We start from the raw sequence: 17,013 nt of genomic DNA, 5'->3' as shown, positions 1-17,013 counted from the left end.
TCCGGCTTTTTCTTTTGGCAGTGGAGTATCGCCATGTCCGGTCTTTTCTCTGGCTCGGCCCTGGAAATGTTCTGCTGGGGGCTGGCGCTGTTTTCGACGACGCTGCTGGTCCTCAAGCTGACCGTCGGGACGCTTCTCGATGGTCTCGACGGCCATCTGGACGGCCACTTGGCAATCTTTGGTGCTGATGACCCTTCCGGCGCTGGCGGCGGCCTCAAGGCGATCCTGGTCGGACTGATGGTGACGGGCTGGAGTGGCGTGATCTGCTTCCAACTCACCCGCCTGTCGCCGCTGATGGTGCTTGTCACGGCGCTCAGCGCCGGGGTGATGACCTTTACTTCAGCCGTGTGGCTGCTGCGCCGGGTCCGCCATCTGGAATCCGACGGAACGCTGCAACCGGCTAACGCCATTGGCCGGTTTGGGACGGTCTATCTCACGATTCCCGCCCAAGGAAGTGGCACCGGGCAGATTCAGATTGAAATCCAGGGACGCCTGGCCACCTTGGAAGCCATCACCGACGGCCCGGCGATTCCCACCGGGACAAGGGTTTTTGTGATTGATACCGGTCAGGGGGTGCTTCGGGTTTTGCCGGAGCAGGCGCTTGACCCCCTGCCGGAAACTGGCGCTCACCCATCCGCTTCAGATGTGCCGGTGGCTTCCCACCGGACTTCCAACTCCGTAACCACTTCATCCACCTGAAAGGAGAGGTAACGCCATGCCGGACATCGGTGGTATGAGCACCGCGCTGCTGGGCATCATCTTTGCGTCGGTTGTCGCCCTGCTCATTCTTCTGTTCATCATTGTCAGTCAGTACAAACGCTGTCCCTCGAACCGCATCCTGGTCATTTACGGTAAGGTTGGCGGCGGGCGCAGCGCGCGCTGCATTCACGGCGGCGGGGCCTTTGTCATCCCCGTCATTCAGGATTACCAGTTCCTGAGCCTGCAGCCGATGCCGATCGAGATCAACCTCACAGGGGCGCTCTCGAAACAGAACATCCGCGTCAATGTGCCGAGCACCTTCACCGTGGCCATCTCGACCGACCCGCGGATTATGAACAACGCCGCCGAGCGGCTTCTGGGGTTGGATGAGCGCCAAATCAAGGAACAGGCGCAGGAAATCATCCTGGGGCAGTTGCGGCTGGTCATTGCGACGCTGACGATTGAGGAAATCAACCGCGACCGCGAAGTGTTTCTCCAGCAGGTCAACAAGAACGTGGCGGCTGAGCTGCACAAGCTGGGACTGGAACTGCTCAACGTCAACGTCCGCGACATTACGGATGCGTCCGGTTACATCGAGGCGATTGGCAAGAAATCGGCTGCCGAAGCCATCAACAAGGCGCGCGTTGAAGTCGCCGAGCAGGAACGGTTTGGGGCCGTAGGCGAGGCCAAGGCCGTCCGTGAGCGTACGGTGCAGGTGGCGCTCGAAACCACCGAGACCGAAAAAGGGCAGAAAGAAGCCGAGCGGGAGATGCGGATTGCCACCTCCCAACTGGAAGCCGAAGCCGCCATTTCCGAAGCCCAGGCCAACCGCAAGAAAACCATCGAGATTGCGGCCGAGCGGGCCGAAGCCGAAGTCGGTCTCAAACGCGCCGAGGCACAGCAGCGTATCTCGGTTGCGGAGTTGGAAGCCGAAACAGCGGCCAAGGAAAACGCCTCACGCGCGACCGTCATTGAGTCCAATGCCACTCTGGCCGAGCGCCAAGCCATGGCGCAGCAGCGGGCGGAAGTCGCCAAAGCCAATGCCGAGCGGGAAATCCTCATTGCGCAGCGCCAGCGTGAGACGGCTTTGCTGGAAAAAGAAGAACTCGTCCGCCAGGAAATCGAAAAACTCAAGCGGCAGGTGGATGCCGACGCCGAAGCCGAACGCATCCGGCGCGTTGCACAAGGCGAAGCCGATGCCATTCTGCTCAAGTACAAGGCGGATGCCGACGGTCTGAAGCAGCTTCTGCTCGCCAAAGCCGAGGGCTACCACAACATCATCCGCGCCTGCGGCAACGATCCCAACACGGCCGCCAAGCTGCTGCTGCTTGAAAAGCTCGAAGCCATTGTGGACAAGCAGGTGGAGGCCATTTCCAACCTCAAGATTGACAAGATCACCGTCTGGGATGGCGGCAACGGCGATGGCAGTGCCACTTCCCAATTCATCCGCAACTTTGTTTCAGCCCTGCCGCCACTCCAGGAAATTGCCCGCCAGGCCGGTATGGAACTGCCGGCCTACCTTGGCTCAATAGTGGAATCGGGAGCGAACGGCAAAACCGAAAAGGCCCTGCCGCGTCCGGCGGTGACGCCGGCCGCGAAGCCGCCAGCAACGAAAGAAGGGTGACGACACAAGCCATTCTCGACCAACTCGATGCCTGCGCCGAACGCCTGGCCTTTCCAATGCTGGATGCGCCGGGCTTCCGGCTGGCCGCCGCCCGGCTGCATGCCTACCGGGATGATTCCCGCTGGGCCCTGCTCATCGAAACCCTTGGGTGTCACGAGTTTGGCGCCGGACACGAGGCCATTGACAACTGCCTGCATGTTTACGGCAGCAGCCTGCATCGTCCGCCGGGTGTCCTGGCGGAGGATTACCTGTTTCCCACGGCCGATGGCGACGAAGGTCCGACCTTCGATGACCGGCAGTATGTCCGCCGGACGGCGCGCACCCTGCGCATCCGGGGGCGGTCGGTGCCGTTGCCGGATCAGTCACCGCTCTATGATCTGGAGAGCCGTCCGCTTGCCTACGGCCGGCGGTGGCGGGATTACGAGCTGTTGCGCTGGCTGGTTGCTGGGCACCGGGCTGAACTGCTGTCCACGGAAGCCGAACGGCGGGCGCGGGTGCCAGCCGATCTGCCGGAAGTGCTGACGCTTGATGCCTGGCACCATCCCGATCTGGGCAGTGAAGTCCTGCCCAGTGCCTCCGAAACGTTTTGTCAGCTTGCTGAGGTGCTGGCCACCGGGGATGTCACCCGCTATCGTCCAATGCAGCCTCCCAATACCCACTGGTCATGTTGGCCGGCCGGAGTGTGACCTGTGCCGTTGACCAAGGCTGTTGTCCAGGATCGTCCGCGTATCCCGCCCCGAACACCCGGCGACTATGTGGCGCTGGTGTGGGCTACGGGGTTGTTCTCCGGGTTTTCACCCGTGGCGCCCGGAACGGCCGGCTCGGCTGTAATGGCAGCGCTCTACTATGCCGGCGGCAGGCTGGGATGGTTTCAGCCCTTCGCCCTGGACACTCTGGTGTGGCTGCTGCTGGTTGCCGTGGTCGTCAGTTATTCCGGTGGATGGGCGGCCGAACGCGCCGAGCATTTTTTCGGGGCCAAGGACCCGAATGAAGTCGTGGTGGATGAGTTTGCCGGGCAGCTCATCACCTATCTTTTTCTGCCGCTTGTCCCGCAACTGGCCGGCCGGGCGTGGGCTTTTGAGCTGTGGACGCTGGGTGGGTTTCTGCTCTTTCGTCTGTTCGATGTCATCAAACCCTATCCGGCCCGCCGGTTTGAGGCCCTGCGGGGCGGGTTGGGCATCATGGCCGACGACATCGTAGCCGGCATTCAGGCCGGGCTGGTGCTGCTGCTGTGCGCCAAAGGAATGGCACTCTGGCTCGGCGCTGCCGGTTGAGTGGCTGCTTTCTGAAAAAACCATGGCCAAACAGAGTGAAGAACCGCACTTGGGACGCTGGGAGTTATTCATCCAGGCGGTCATCCTGTTGTCGCTGGTGGATTTTGCCCTTGAAACCCTCCCCAGTCTGAGTCCGACCCAGCGCCGCCTGCTGGAGTGGTTTGAGGTGTTCTCGGTGGCGGTGTTTACGGTGGAATATGTCGTCCGCGCCGTCGGGTCGCGCCCGGCGGTCAAGTACCTGCTGAGTTTTTACGGTATTGTGGATTTGGTCGCGATTCTGCCCTTCTACCTGGGGTTGGTCGTGGATTTGCGCGCCCTGCGCGCGCTGCGTTTCCTGCGGCTGCTGCGGATTCTCAAGCTCACGCGCTACAGCCAAGCGTGGCGACGCTTCCACCGGGCACTGATCATTTCCCGCGAAGAACTGATTTTGTTTGCGGCCACGGCCTTGATTCTGATTTACCTGGCGGCGGTGGGGATTTACTACTTCGAGCATGAGGCGCAGCCCGAAGTTTTTGCCTCGATATTCGACGGTTTGTGGTGGGCGGTGGCCACCCTGACCACAGTGGGCTATGGCGACAGCTATCCCGTTACGGCCGGCGGGCGGTTTTTTACCTTTGTCATTCTGGTCATCGGTCTGGGGATTGTGGCCCTGCCCTCCGGCATTGTGGCCTCGGCACTTTCCAAAGCCCGCGCCGAAGAGGATGAAGCCGCCCGATGCGGAAAAACCGGCGACCCATGGACAGATGAAACTGATGCGGACTGACTGGCTGCGGCCAACCGGGAAAGCATCAGCGGGCTGCTGCCTGCGGCTGCCAGGCGCGTGCCTGGGACAGCACTTCGGCAAGGCGTTCCCGCACACCGGCCGCCTTTGACCCGGCGGCCGCTTCTGCATCCCGAAGACGCGCCTGGACGGTAGCCTGTACAACCGGGCTGGCGCCAGCCGCGCGAAAGTGCGTTTCGGCCTGTAAGCAGGCGGCAAAGACGAGTTCCGTGGGCGCGCTCTGGCGGGCCATGAACAGCGCGTACTCAAACCAGGCCGCTCCCTGTGCCAGGTCTTCCTGGCTCTCAGCGGCCAACTGAAGTGCCGCGTGATGTTCGGCCGCGGCCATATCCAACTGGTTACGGCCGGCATACAGGCCGGCCCGCCGGGTTGCGGCCGTGCTTGCCAGTCCGGGGAAGCCTTTGGCAGGGGCTGTTTCCCGTACCTGGGTGTAGAGACGTTCTGCGTCGGCGGTGCGACCGGCCGCCGCCTGGCTGTCGCCGAGTTTGAGCGTCCATTCAAGCCGCTGGCGGTCATCGGCCGCTGGCGCACGCAGCGCCTGTTCGTAGGCCCGGATGGCATCCGGTACGCGGTTGGCGCGCATGTAGGCGTCGCCAAGGTTGGCCCAGGCCATGGTCTGTCCCTCCGGGTCAAGCTGCACGGCCCGTTCCCAGGCGGCAATCCCGGTTTCTTCCTGTCCCCGTCGTGCCGCCAGCGTCCCCAGGTTGACCAGCGCCCGGACATCGTTGGGCAGGTATTCGTGGAACGCCTGATAGTGCCGGTACGCCGCATCGTATTCGCCCTGTTCAATGAGCATCTGTCCCAGGATGGACTGGCTTTCTGCATCGTAGGGATTGATGGCGATGGCGCGTTCCAGAGCCTCACGGGCGCGCAGGCGGTCGCCTTCGGCCAGTGCCAGCCGGGCCAGCCGTGCCGCCACCAGCGCATCGTTTGGATTGAGTTTCAGCGCCTGACTGAGAGCCGCCGCATCGGTGACACGCCCACCCAGGACGAATTTGAACACATCCAGTCCGGCCAGAAGCCCCAGCCCAACCACGGCGCCGGCCAGGGCGAAACGTCGCCACCATGGGCTGAAACGTCCGCTTCCGGCTGCATCGGCACTTGGGGGCTGTGTCTGGTCCTGCACGAGAACGGCGGCAATCTGTGGCTCGCGGAGTTTCCACACTGCGCCGTCCAGAATGAAATGGTGGATGTTGATAAGGGCAGTGAAGGCCAGGAAGCTGGTGGTGAAGTCCAGACCAAACCACAGGCTGGCCGCCCAGGGGCCGGGAATGAACAGGGCAATGCCGACGGCAAACAGGACAGCGGCATAGCGCCAGGGCTGCCACTGCGGGCCCTGTTCCCGGCGCGCGTAGTAGGAGGTAATCCAGAGGTACTGGGCCGAGTGCAGAAGCGCCAGCATGCCGGAGCTATAACGGACCTGAAAGACGGCTTCACCGACCAGGACAATGACGGCTGCCGGGATGAACCACAGGGCTTGGGTTGCCAGCAGGGCGAGGGTGGGGCCCGTGGCTGACCAGGGGTGCTGGCGGAACAACTTTCGTCCGATAACGAGAGTTATGGCGAGAAAGGACGCGCCCAACACGACAATAGCCGCTTTGACCACCGCCGGTGGCAGCCCGGCCGACAACAGCAACGGATCGGCCGAAGGGCCGCGGTTGAAAGCCAGCAGCAGCATGACGTAGGGCAGGACAAAGGCCGCCCACAGCCAGCGTGTGGTGGGCCGGTCCAGCGCCGTCAATCCATGGCGGCGGGCAAACATCAGGGCAATGCCGTAGTTCTGCCCCGTGTAGTGCCACGGGCTCCAGAACACATAGAGCGTGAACACCCAGGCCAGCAGCGGTGGATGCGCATGCACGAGGAGCAGACCGGCCAGAGTCAGCAGTCCAGACCAGGCCAGCACCTGCCGGTAGCGCCGCCGGTCAGCCGGTTGGGCGCAGGCGCGATACCACGTCGCCGCATAGTGTGGGTAGTTACACACCAGCGCCAAGGCATAAAAAGCCGTGGCGAAGCCGCCGGCAAAGTATGGCTCGACCCAGTAGGTGATCAGCAGCAGCGGCAGCGACCACAGTCCGCAGCCGATGATGAGGTCGGTTGGTGCGCCGTAGAGCCAGCGGCGGGAAGCCGCAGCCGTTGTCCGGGTCTCCAGAGTTTGTTCCGCAACAGAGAGCGTGGTCATGGCGGTCAGACTTCAAACCGATACGGGATGGAGAGCATGGCAGGTTGACCGGAAAAGTAAGCCTTGCCGCGGCTCCATGTCAGCAACAATTTGCATCCGGCTGCCAGCCGGGTAACTCCCGGAGATCAGGCATCGTGCCCGGTCATCGAGTCCGGGCGGGTTTCATCGTCTGCGACACAATGCTAAGGTAGCCAAAGGCACCCCATTCAAACGGCAACTTGTTCTGGAACGTCCGTCATGGAAGCGGCCCGTAGCCATCCCGAACCAATCCAGTCTGGAGAAGTGTCTGACCGGAAAGCCTGGCAGCGGCACTACCGGGCGGTGCGCGCCGTTTCCGAAGCCATCTGCCAGCCGTTGGAGACGGAAGACTACGTCGTGCAGCCAATGCCGGATGCCAGTCCGCCAAAGTGGCATCTGGGTCACACGAGCTGGTTTTTCGAGACCTTCATCCTCAAATCCGGCCTGGCGGATTACCGGCCCTTTCATCCGCGCTACGACTACATTTTCAACTCGTACTACGAAGCGGTTGGGGCGCGGCATCCGCGACCGCAGCGTGGGCTGCTGACGCGCCCGACGGTACGCGAGGTCTATGCCTACCGCGCGCACGTGGATGCTGCTGTCGAGCGGTTCATCGCCCACAGCGACACGCGCACCTGGGTGGCCCTCCAGCCCATTCTGGAGTTGGGCCTGCACCACGAGCAGCAGCACCAGGAGCTTTTGCTGACGGACATCAAGGCCATTCTTGCCGCAAATCCGCTTGATCCGGTGTACCGGCCGCAGCCTCTGCCGTCGCCAGTGGAGCAGTTGTCACCCACCGGTGACTGGCACATTGTGGAGGGCGGCCGCTATGCCATCGGCCATGCCGGCCGCGGATTTGCCTTTGACAACGAAGGGCCGCGCCACGACGTGCTGCTGCGTCCCTGCCGGATTGCCGCCCGGCCCGTAACCAACGGCGAATTTCTGGCCTTCATGGCCGACGGCGGCTACAGGCGGCCGGAGTTGTGGCTGTCGGACGGTTGGGCAGCAGTGACGGCGCGCGGCTGGGAAGCGCCATTGTACTGGCGGCCGACGGCCGACGGCACGTGGGAGACCATGACCCTGCATGGGGTGCAGCCCGTCGCCCCGTATGAACCTGTCTGCCACATCAGTTTTTACGAGGCCGACGCCTATGCACGCTGGGCTGGAAAGCGCCTGCCGACAGAAGCCGAATGGGAAGTCGTTGCCGCCCGCCTGCCGGTGACAGGTAACTTTTACGAATCCGGCGCGCTGCATCCACGGCCTGTTTCGGTCTCGGCCGCGTTCTACGGTGATGTGTGGGTGTGGACAGCCAGCCCGTACGTGGGGTATCCAGGATTTCGGCCTGTGTCCGGCGCACTGGGTGAGTACAATGGCAAGTTCATGTGCAACCAGATGGTGTTGCGTGGCGGTTCCTGCGCCACGTCGCTGACCCACATCCGCTCCACCTACCGAAACTTTTTTCCGCCGGATGCGCGGTGGCAGTTCACTGGTGTTCGGCTGGCGGAGGATATGTCATGAGTCATCCCCGACCCGGACAGGCGGCGCGCCCGTCCTACGGTTACATCGTCTCTTTCCACGACCTGCACCCGACGCCAGCAGACTTTCGGGAAGAAGTGCTGGCCGGATTGCTGCGTGTGCCCAAGGCCCTGCCGCCCAAATTCTTCTATGACCGGCGCGGCTCGGAGCTGTTCGATGAAATCTGTCAACTGGAGGAGTATTACCTGACCCGTGTCGAGACGGGACTGCTGGAACGCCATGCAGCCGAAATGGCCCGGTTCATCGGTGAAGAGGCGCTGCTGATTGAGTACGGCAGCGGAAGTGGCCGCAAGACCCGTATTCTGCTCGAACACCTGCCGGGTCTGGCGGCCTATGTGCCGGTGGATATTTCCAAGGAACACCTGCTGGCCGCCGCCACGGAACTGGCGCAAGCCTATCCCTGCCTGCGGGTGACACCGGTGTGCGCCGACTATACCCGCGAAATGGAGTTCCCGGATTTCGAGGAATTTTTCTACCGGCGGCGGGTGGTGTTCTTTCCCGGTTCGACCATCGGCAACTTTACTCCACCGGAAGCAGAAACGTTTTTACGCCATGCGGCAGAAGTGGCGCGGCCCGGCGGCCTGCTGCTCATCGGCGTGGACCTGAAGAAAGACCCCACGGTGATTGATGCAGCGTACAACGACGGGCAGGGAGTGACGGCGGCGTTCAACCTCAACCTGCTTCAGCGGATCAACACCGAGTTGGGCGCGGATTTCGACCTGCGCCTGTTTGAGCACCGTGCCTTTTATGACCCGGCGCATGGACGGGTTGAGATGCACCTGGTCAGCCGACAGGCGCAGACGGTTCACATCGGAGAAACGACCATCCCGTTTGCGGCCGGCGAGACGATCCACACGGAAGATTCCTACAAGTACGATCTGGCCGACTTTGAGCAGATGGCCGCACGCACCGGGTGGACGCGCCAGATGGTGTGGCAGGATGAGCAGGGCTATTTTGCCGTGGGGCTTTTTGCTGTCGGCCAGACATTCAGTTGAGGCTGCTGCGGCTCACAAGGTGCAGAACCCCGCCGCAGGACCGATGCCTTGAGCGGTCCGTGGAAGTCCCGTGAAACTGTCGGTTTCGCGGCTATCATGGGCAGGTGTCCCCCAAAACGGCTGCCGTGACCTGCTAGCGCAGGCGTGCCATATCACCGTTGCGCCGGACATCCGGGTGGAGGTTTTCCTGCGGATGGCCGGCCGGGCTTTGTTCGTATGCGCCTGGAGAAGTCGAGTTGTGGGGTCGGTTTCATCGCGTCGCGGCGTGGTGTGCCCGAGCGGGGCGTGGTGGAGGCGGCGCTGCACGCCCTGCGCTGTGTTGAGCACCGGGGCGCCTGCGCTGCGGACGGACGCACCAGCGATGGCGCGGGCCTGCTGACCGACCTGCCCTATGCCCTCTTTGGCTATCCGCCGGAAAGCATCGCCGTTGCCTTTCTCTTTCTGCCGGCAGAGCCGGCACGCAGCGCCCGCGCCTTTGACATTCTGGCCGAGACCTTCGATTTTCATGACCTGCACGTACTGGAGAGTCGGGATGTCCCCACCAATCCGACCGTGCTGGGGCCCATTGCCCGGCAACTGCTCCCGACGCTGAAACAGGCCGTCATCAAACGCCCACCGCAGGCCCGGACGCTGACCGCCTTCGAGCGCCTGCTCTATGCCGCCAAGCAGATGACCCGCAAACGCTGGCGCAAGCAGGGGCTGGACACGAGCTGTTTTTTTGCCTCCCTTTCGCCAACAACCATTGTTTACAAGGCGCTCGTGCGCGCGGGCGACCTTGACCGCTTCTATCTCGATCTGCAGCACCCAACCTTTGTTTCCCGGTTTGCGCTCTTTCACCGGCGCTTCAGCACCAACACCCGGACGGCCTGGGACCGCGCCCAGCCCTTCCGACTCATTGCCCACAACGGCGAAATCAACACGATTGCCGGAAATCGGGCCTGGGCCTACTCGCGGGAACGGTCACTCGGCCTCGAAGCCGGCGAACTGCTGACGCACGGAAACATCAGCGACACCGGCAGTCTCAACGAAATGATCGAGGCGCTGCGCTATCGGAGCGGCGTTCTGAGTCTGGCCGAGGCGCTGGCCATCGTCATGCCGCCGGCTGAAAGTGACGCCTACCACACCTTCTGGGGAAGGGCCCTCGAACCCTGGGACGGCCCTGCCATCGTCGCCTTTGCTGACGGACAGGTTGTGGGCGCACGCCTGGACCGCAACGGCTTTCGTCCGGGCCGCTGGACGGAGACCAACGACGCTTTTTATCTGGCGTCCGAAGCCGGGGCCTTTGCCGTGGATGAGGGGCAGGTGCGTGCCAAAGGCGCGCTGCATGCCGGAACAGGCGTGGTAGTGGACTTGCGTTCCGGCAGCGTGACCTTTATCGAGCCGCGCACGCCGGCGCTGGCTTCCGGCGCGGTCTTTGACCCGCGTACTCGCTCTCTGCCGCCAATGCCGGCTCCAACGGCGGTACAGTTCAGCCATCTGGCGCGGGCTTTTGGTTACACCTACGACGACGTGCAGACATTTCTGGCCCCTATGGCCGCGACGGGCAAGGAACCGCTCGGCTCCATGGGCGACACGGCGCGTCTGGCCGTGTTGTCCGATATTCCACGTCCGCTGTTTGACTTTTTCTATCAGGATTTTGCCCAGGTGACGAATCCGCCGGTGGACTACCTGCGGGAAGCTCTGGTGATGAACACGACGGTTCATCTTGGCGCCAAGCCCAACATCTTTGCGCCCAAGACGCTGGTGCCGCCGCCGCCCGCCATCGAGCTTTCCGGTCCCGTACTTTCGCTTTCCGGGATGGCGGCGCTGCGGACAGGGCTGGGGACGACCCGGCTGGGCGTACACATTGCCGAACTGGACGCCACCTTTGCCAGATCGGACGGCGTGGAGGGCCTGCAAACGGCATTGGCCGAACTCCAGCGACAGGCCTTGAACCTGACCGAGCATGGCGCTTCGGTGCTCATCGTCAGCGACCGGGGCATCAGTCCGCAGCGGGTTCCAATACCGAGCCTGCTGGCGTTGCGCGCCATCGTCAACGGCCTCAACGAAGCCGGGATGCTGCTCGATACGTCCCTGGTCATCGAGACGGGCGAGGTTCGCACGGCACACCACGTCGCTGCGCTGATTGGCTTTGGAGCGGCAGCGGTGTGTCCCTGTGTGGCGCTCGACTGGGCGCGCTTTGGTCAGCATCCCAAACTGGACGACCTCGACGCTGACCGGCGGGAACAGCAGCTTGTTCAGGCTTTGACCGGTGGCGTGCTCAAAATCATGGCCAAGATGGGCATTTCTGTTTTGGCCAGCTATCAGAATGCCCAGCTTTTTACCCCGGTCGGGCTGGGGGCGCGGCTGCTCGCCGAGTTCTTTCCGGGCAAGGACAGCCGCCTGGGCGGCCTCGAACTGGAGGACCTCGCCCGTCAGCAGCTTGCCCAGCATGCCGACTGGTGTGCGGCGGCGGACACGCTGGATTGGCGCGCGCTGCCGCGCCACTTCCGGTTCAAGGAAGACACTCAGGGCCGGCAGGGCGAGCAGCACGCCATGACGACGGCGCGGGCGCGGCTGGTGCATGCCTTCGTCCGTGACCCCTCGCCGGAGCGGTATGCCGCCTATCTGGCTTCCGGGGCCCATCACGAGCCGGTGAGCCCACGGCATCTGCTCACGATTCGTTCCGTCGGCGCGCCACTACCCCTGGAGCAGGTTCAGTCCCGGCAGGAAATCGTGCGGACGTTCGGCACGGGCGGAATGTCCTTCGGCGCCATCAGCGCCGAGTCGCAGCGCGACTTGATTCTGGCGATGCAGCAGCTTGGCGGGCGCAGCAATAGTGGAGAAGGGGGAGAGAATCCCTACTACTTCACGGCTGGTCTGACGGCCAGCACCAAACAGATTGGTTCGGCGCGGTTTGGTGTGACCGCGCGCTACCTGGTAACGGGGCGCGAAATCCAGATCAAAATGGCCCAGGGGGCCAAGCCCGGCGAAGGTGGGCAACTGATGCGGCACAAGGTCACGCCCGAAATTGCCCAGGCGCGCTATGCCACGCCCGGCATGGATTTGATTTCGCCGCCGCCGATGCATGACATCTACAGCATCGAAGACCTCAAGCAACTCATCGAGGAACTCAAAAACCTGCATCCGGGCGCGCGGGTCAGCGTCAAGCTCGTTGCCGGAAACAACATCGGCACGATTGCCGTGGGGGTGGCCAAGGCCGGAGCCGACATCATTCACATTGCCGGCGGCGATGGCGGAACGGGCGCAGCCGGACTCATTTCCATGGCCCATGCCGGGTTGCCGTGGGAAATCGGACTCGTTGAAGTCCATCGCGCGCTCTGTGAAGAAGGGTTGCGCGGAGCTGTGACCCTGCGGGTGGACGGTGGGTTGTCCAGCGGGCTGGATGTCGTTCTGGCCGCGATTCTGGGCGCTGAGGAATTTGATTTCGGCAAACTGGCGCTGGTCGCCCAGGGGTGCATCATGGCGCGCATCTGCGAAACCAACCAGTGCCCGGCCGGGATTGCCACCCATGATCCACGGCGCAAAGCCAAGTACACGGGACAGCCGGAACATGTCGTGCACCTGTTTGAGGCCATTGCCGATGACGCGCGTCAATGGTTGTCCCGCGCCGGAATTCCGACGTTGAACGCGGCTGTCGGGCGAACTGACCTTCTCATGCCGCACCCGCGTCATGTTGACCGCGTGGCAGAGCGCCGCCTGGACTTGTCCTTTTTCCTGACACCCCCGCTGCCATTGCCGCTGCCTGTACCACGTGCGCCGTTTCAGGTGGGGGCACTCAACCAGCGGATTCTTGATGACGTGCGCGCCGGGCTGGGCGCATCCCCGCCGGTGTCTGTTTTCGACTACCCGATCACGACCCGTGACCGCGCCGTACCGGCCACGCTGGCCGGCTGGCTGGCGGCAGAAGCGCATGCACGGCAGTTTCCGGTGGCTGAAAGTCCGTCCGCGCCGGCTCCCCAACGGGTGTTTCCGCCGCCGCCCATCACGCTGCGCTTTACCGGCAGCGCCGGACAGGGCTTTGGGGTGTTTCTGACCGATGGCCTGCGTCTGGGTTTGCAGGGCGAAGCCAACGATTCCGTGGGGAAGGGAATGAGCGGGGGGAAAATCGTCATTCGTCCCCATCCGCGCTGGCGGGACTCCCTGCGCAGCGACGTTGAAACCAATGCCATTATTGGCAATGCGGCACTGTATGGGGCGACGGGTGGGACGCTGTATGTCGCCGGTTTTGCCGGCGACCGGTTTGCCGTACGCAACAGCGGAGCCACGGCCGTTGTGCACGGCGTGGGCCTGCACGCCTGTGAGTACATGACGGGCGGGCTGGTCGTCATTCTGGGGCCAACGTCGAAGAATCTGGGCGCCGGTATGACCGGTGGCAAAATCTATGTCTATGGCGGGGCGCCGGAGACGCACGTCAACCGGGCATTCCTGGAGGCGTCTGCACTGTCCCCGGAGGAACTGACGGCCCTGCACGCGCTGCTTGTGGATTTCATGGTAGAAACGGAAAGCCGCGCCGTGCAGGACCTGCTGGAGACGTGGGAAGCCCATTCCACGCGCTTTGTGGCCTATCTTCCCCGCCGGCAGGAAGCGTAAGCCCGCTGTCCTGCACCGTCACCCCGGCTATGGACGAACACTACCGGGTGGCAAACCATTCCTGGCTGCGTGCCAAGCCCCAGTGATGACCTATGGCAAAGGACAACTCATTCGACATCGTTTCACAGGTTGATCTGGCAGAAGTCACCAATGCCATCAACCAGGCTATGAAGGAAATCGGTCAGCGCTTCGACTTCAAAGGCAGTCAAAGCCAGATTGAACTCGAAGGCCGCGACATCGTTCTGGTGTCGGACGACGAATACAAGCTCAAAAGTGTCGTAGACATTCTCGAATCCAAGCTCATCAAGCGGAATGTGCCCCTCAAGGCGCTGAGCTATGGAAAGATCGAGCCGGCGGCCGGTGGAACCGTCCGGCAGCGTGTGACCCTGCAACAGGGCATTCCAACGGAAAAAGCCCGCGAAATCGTCAAGTTCATCAAGGACACGAAAGCCAAGGTCCAGGCCGCCATCAACGGCGACATGGTGCGTGTCAGCGGTAAGGACCGGGATGTGTTGCAGGAAGTCATCGCCCGGCTGCGCGCCCACGATTTCGGGATTGACATGCAGTTTACCAACTACCGCTCGAACTAAGGTTCGAGGCCGGCTGAACCGGCGTTTCCTGATGCGCCGTTTTCTGAATACGTCATGGATGGCTTTTTCCTGGCAGCGCTCGTGCGTGAGTTGCAGGACTCACTTGACCGTCTGGATGCCGGGCTTCCGGTCGGCAAGGTGTCTGCCATCGGGCGCGATGCCGTGGCACTCGACCTGCGCCGCCGGGATGGGCGCTGGCTGGTGCTGGCGGCGCGTCCGCACGACAGCCGCTTCTACCTGACGCACCGCCATCCCCAGGAAGCTGACATGTCTGGCGAGCCGCCTTTCGTCGCACGGCTGCGGAAGGCGCTGCGTGGCGCGCGGCTCGTCGGCGTTGTCAAAGTCCCGGCCGAGCGTTCGGTGACGCTGACCTTTGCCGGTTTTGATGAAGCCGAGCAGCCCACCCGCTGGCATCTCCGCCATGACCTGGCCGGACGCTACGCCAACCTGTGGCTGCTGACGGCCGAAGAGCGCGTGGTCGAGGCGCTGCGTCCGTGGCAGGGCCTTCCCGATGCGCCGTACCACCTGCCGCCCACGGCCAGTCCCACCCCCGACGGGTCAGCCATGCCCCCGGAACATCGGCCGCAGACGCCCGCCGAGCTGGAAGCTTTCCTGTCAAACACCCTGCGCGGCTGTCATCGGCGCCTGGTGCAGGAAGTGGTCTTTCGAGCCCGGACGGGCACGCCCTGGGAGGCTTTCGAGCGCGTCCACCGGGAGCTGTGCCATCCACGGGCGTTTTATCTCTATGAGTTGCCGGAAGGCCCGGAGGTGTTTCTGCTTCCGTTGACCCACGAAGCCGGGCTGCCCGTGACCACCTTTGCTTCGGCGCACGAGGCCGTGGCGGCGCTCTATGCCCGACGGGAACACCGCGCCGCACAGGCGTCCCTACGCCGGCAGTGGCAGCACGCCATCACCACCTGGCGCAAACGCCTTGAGCGGGCCCGGCACAAACTGGATGTGGCCGATACACAGGCCGGGGAAGCGGAACAGTACCGGCGGTGGGGTGAGTTGCTGTACGCCAATCTTGCTACGGCCAGGCGCACGGCCGGGGGTGTGGAGGTTGTGGATTACTATGCCGAGCCGCCGTCGGCCCTGGTGATCCCGCTTGAATCCCCCACCGAAGACATCGCCGCGGCGGCCCAGCGGTACTTCCGGCGCTACCAGCGGGCGCAACGCACACTCGTCGCCAACGCCGAACGGCGGGCCGCGCTGGAGGCCGAACTGTCGGCAGCACTGGACTGTGAACGGGAACTGGTCGGGGCCACGGACGAAGCGGCGCTGGCGGACTGTGTGCAGGTTTTGCGTGACCGGGTGCCCTTTGATTTGCAGCCACGCACGTCACCGCCGGCAAACGGGGTGCGCCGTGAAAAGGCTGACCTGTCCGGGCTGCGCCGCTACCGGGGACCCGAAGGGTACGAAATCGTCGTCGGACGTACTGCCCGCGACAATGACCGGCTCACCTTCGAGCTGGCGCGTCCGCATGACCTGTGGCTTCACGCCGCCGATTACCCCGGCGCGCATGTCGTCATCCGCAATCCGCAGCGGCAGGCGGTTCCACCGGCGGTCATTCTGGCGGCGGCGGAGTTGGCGGCCTATTTCTCGCAGGCCAAACAGGACGACTGGGTGGACGTACGGGTGGCGGAACGGCGGCATCTGACGCGCCCCCGCAAGGGCGCGCCGGGGCAGGTGCTTGTGCGTGAGAGTCGGACGGTTCGGGCGATGCCGCGTGAAACGTTGCCGCGCATCGTGTGAGCCGTTTGCTGGCTAGCGTGCGGAGGGGGCAGCCGCGCCCTTACGGGACGGGCGCTGGAAAATCAGCCACAGCGTCACACCGAGCAGCAGGACGCCGGAAGCCAGCCACAGGAAAGCCCAGATGGAAGCCGGAACGCCGGTCATCCGGGCCATATTGGCGGCATCGCTCTGGATACCCGTCAGGGTCGAGATGAAGAACAGCGTTTTGAGGTCCGACAGGGCATCCAGACAACACTGCACAGCCAGGAAATTGACGATGAACTGTCCCCAGTTCGGTTTGGTGAAGACGCCCAGGGCAATCAGGCTGATACCTATGCTGAGTCCGGCCACCCAACTGTAGAGTGTCCCGGTCATGACGCAGACCACGGCCAGCAACAGCACCAGCAGCCCGCCGGCACCAAGCATGCCCCACCGGGCCGGCATCGGGAGGTTCATCCGCAAGCCCCCCAGCAGCAGTGTTGCGGCCAGCGCCAGCGGCAGCACCATGAGCCACGAAGCCTGACCGTTCACGAACAGAATCGTGAGCAGCAATACCAGAATGCCGGACCCGACCAGCAACAGGCTGGTGCGGCCACGGCGCTGCGCCTGATGCAGAAGGAAAACGCCAAACAGCATCGTGCCTAGGTAGCCGGCACTGGCCACAAACACATTCTGCCCGGAGGTCAGGGTCAGCCCGCTCCCGTCCCAGTGAATCGTCATACGGATGACATAGAACCCGCTGAGCAGGGCCGCCAGGGCATGACCGCCTTCATGGATGAAGGTGACGAACATCCGAATCGGGAACGTCACGACGGAAGCAAACGGCACCGCCATCAGCAGCAGGGTCGCCACCGTCGCCAGAATGAGCCACAGAAGAGAGGAGTTGCGGTTTTGTTCAACCGGAATGGCGACGGCCCGCCCTGACGAAAACGAACGGCGGGCTGGAAAGTCATCAGGATGGCGCATGAAGTTTACTCCCGGAACAGGATCGTG

Annotated in this window: 12 protein-coding genes; 10 read left to right on the top strand and 2 right to left on the bottom strand. The window is 63.4% G+C overall.

The window, feature by feature from the left end; genetic code table 11:
* Positions 1–33 precede the first annotated feature (33 nt).
* Genes J8C05_RS06390 through J8C05_RS06370 form a run of 5 tightly spaced genes read left to right on the top strand, consistent with a single transcriptional unit; the run spans position 34 to position 4,360 of the window.
* Positions 34–699: an NfeD family protein gene (locus J8C05_RS06390; protein ID WP_211421439.1), complete on the top strand. Its 666-nt coding sequence runs from the start codon at positions 34–36 to the stop codon at positions 697–699.
* A gap of 16 nt (positions 700–715) precedes the next feature.
* Entirely contained in the window at positions 716–2,323 is a 1,608-nt protein-coding gene (locus tag J8C05_RS06385; protein WP_211421438.1) for a flotillin family protein, read from the top strand.
* On the top strand, positions 2,320–3,009 hold the full coding sequence (locus J8C05_RS06380) for a DUF7003 family protein (protein ID WP_211421437.1): 690 nt from the start codon (positions 2,320–2,322) through the stop codon (positions 3,007–3,009). The genes J8C05_RS06385 and J8C05_RS06380 overlap by 4 nt, the downstream gene beginning before the upstream one ends.
* A gap of 3 nt (positions 3,010–3,012) precedes the next feature.
* Positions 3,013–3,597: a phosphatidylglycerophosphatase A family protein gene (locus J8C05_RS06375; protein WP_246840667.1), complete on the top strand. Its 585-nt coding sequence runs from the start codon at positions 3,013–3,015 to the stop codon at positions 3,595–3,597.
* 22 nt (positions 3,598–3,619) lie between these two features.
* Positions 3,620–4,360, top strand: coding sequence for an ion transporter (locus J8C05_RS06370; protein ID WP_211421436.1), 741 nt, complete (start codon positions 3,620–3,622; stop codon positions 4,358–4,360).
* 25 nt (positions 4,361–4,385) lie between these two features.
* Here the strand turns inward: J8C05_RS06370 and J8C05_RS06365 are convergent, their stop codons facing one another.
* Positions 4,386–6,557: a tetratricopeptide repeat protein gene (locus tag J8C05_RS06365; RefSeq protein WP_211421435.1), complete on the bottom strand. Its 2,172-nt coding sequence runs from the start codon at positions 6,555–6,557 to the stop codon at positions 4,386–4,388.
* A gap of 237 nt (positions 6,558–6,794) precedes the next feature.
* Between J8C05_RS06365 and egtB the strand changes: the two genes are divergently transcribed.
* The 5 genes from egtB to J8C05_RS06340 all read left to right on the top strand — a co-directional run bounded on the left by egtB (position 6,795) and on the right by J8C05_RS06340 (position 16,041).
* On the top strand, positions 6,795–8,093 hold the full coding sequence (egtB, locus tag J8C05_RS06360) for an ergothioneine biosynthesis protein EgtB (RefSeq protein ID WP_211421434.1): 1,299 nt from the start codon (positions 6,795–6,797) through the stop codon (positions 8,091–8,093).
* A complete protein-coding gene (egtD, locus tag J8C05_RS06355) occupies positions 8,090–9,106 on the top strand; it encodes an L-histidine N(alpha)-methyltransferase (protein ID WP_211421433.1) in 1,017 nt (338 codons plus the stop codon). Before egtB ends, egtD begins: the two co-directional genes overlap by 4 nt.
* A 216-nt stretch (positions 9,107–9,322) precedes the next feature.
* Complete coding sequence (gene gltB / locus J8C05_RS06350; RefSeq protein WP_211421432.1) at positions 9,323–13,699, top strand: glutamate synthase large subunit; 4,377 nt, start codon at positions 9,323–9,325, stop codon at positions 13,697–13,699.
* 92 nt (positions 13,700–13,791) lie between these two features.
* The gene (locus J8C05_RS06345; RefSeq protein WP_211421431.1) at positions 13,792–14,289 is read left to right on the top strand and encodes a YajQ family cyclic di-GMP-binding protein; all 498 of its coding nucleotides are present in this window, start codon (positions 13,792–13,794) and stop codon (positions 14,287–14,289) included.
* Positions 14,290–14,343: 54 nt separating this feature from the next.
* Entirely contained in the window at positions 14,344–16,041 is a 1,698-nt protein-coding gene (locus tag J8C05_RS06340) for an Rqc2 family fibronectin-binding protein (RefSeq protein ID WP_211421430.1), read from the top strand.
* A 12-nt stretch (positions 16,042–16,053) separates the two neighbouring features.
* Here J8C05_RS06340 and J8C05_RS06335 read toward each other — a convergent pair whose 3' ends face one another.
* Positions 16,054–16,986 carry a M50 family metallopeptidase gene (locus J8C05_RS06335; protein WP_211421429.1) on the bottom strand — a complete coding sequence of 311 codons (933 nt, stop codon included), beginning with the start codon at positions 16,984–16,986 and terminating at the stop codon, positions 16,054–16,056.
* Positions 16,987–17,013 lie beyond the last annotated feature (27 nt).

It is taken from the genome of Chloracidobacterium sp. N, assembly GCF_018304765.1.
GTDB lineage: Bacteria > Acidobacteriota > Blastocatellia > Chloracidobacteriales > Chloracidobacteriaceae > Chloracidobacterium > Chloracidobacterium aggregatum.
Note: the sequence above shows the minus strand (reverse complement) of the source record. Positions and strands in the feature narration are given on the sequence as shown.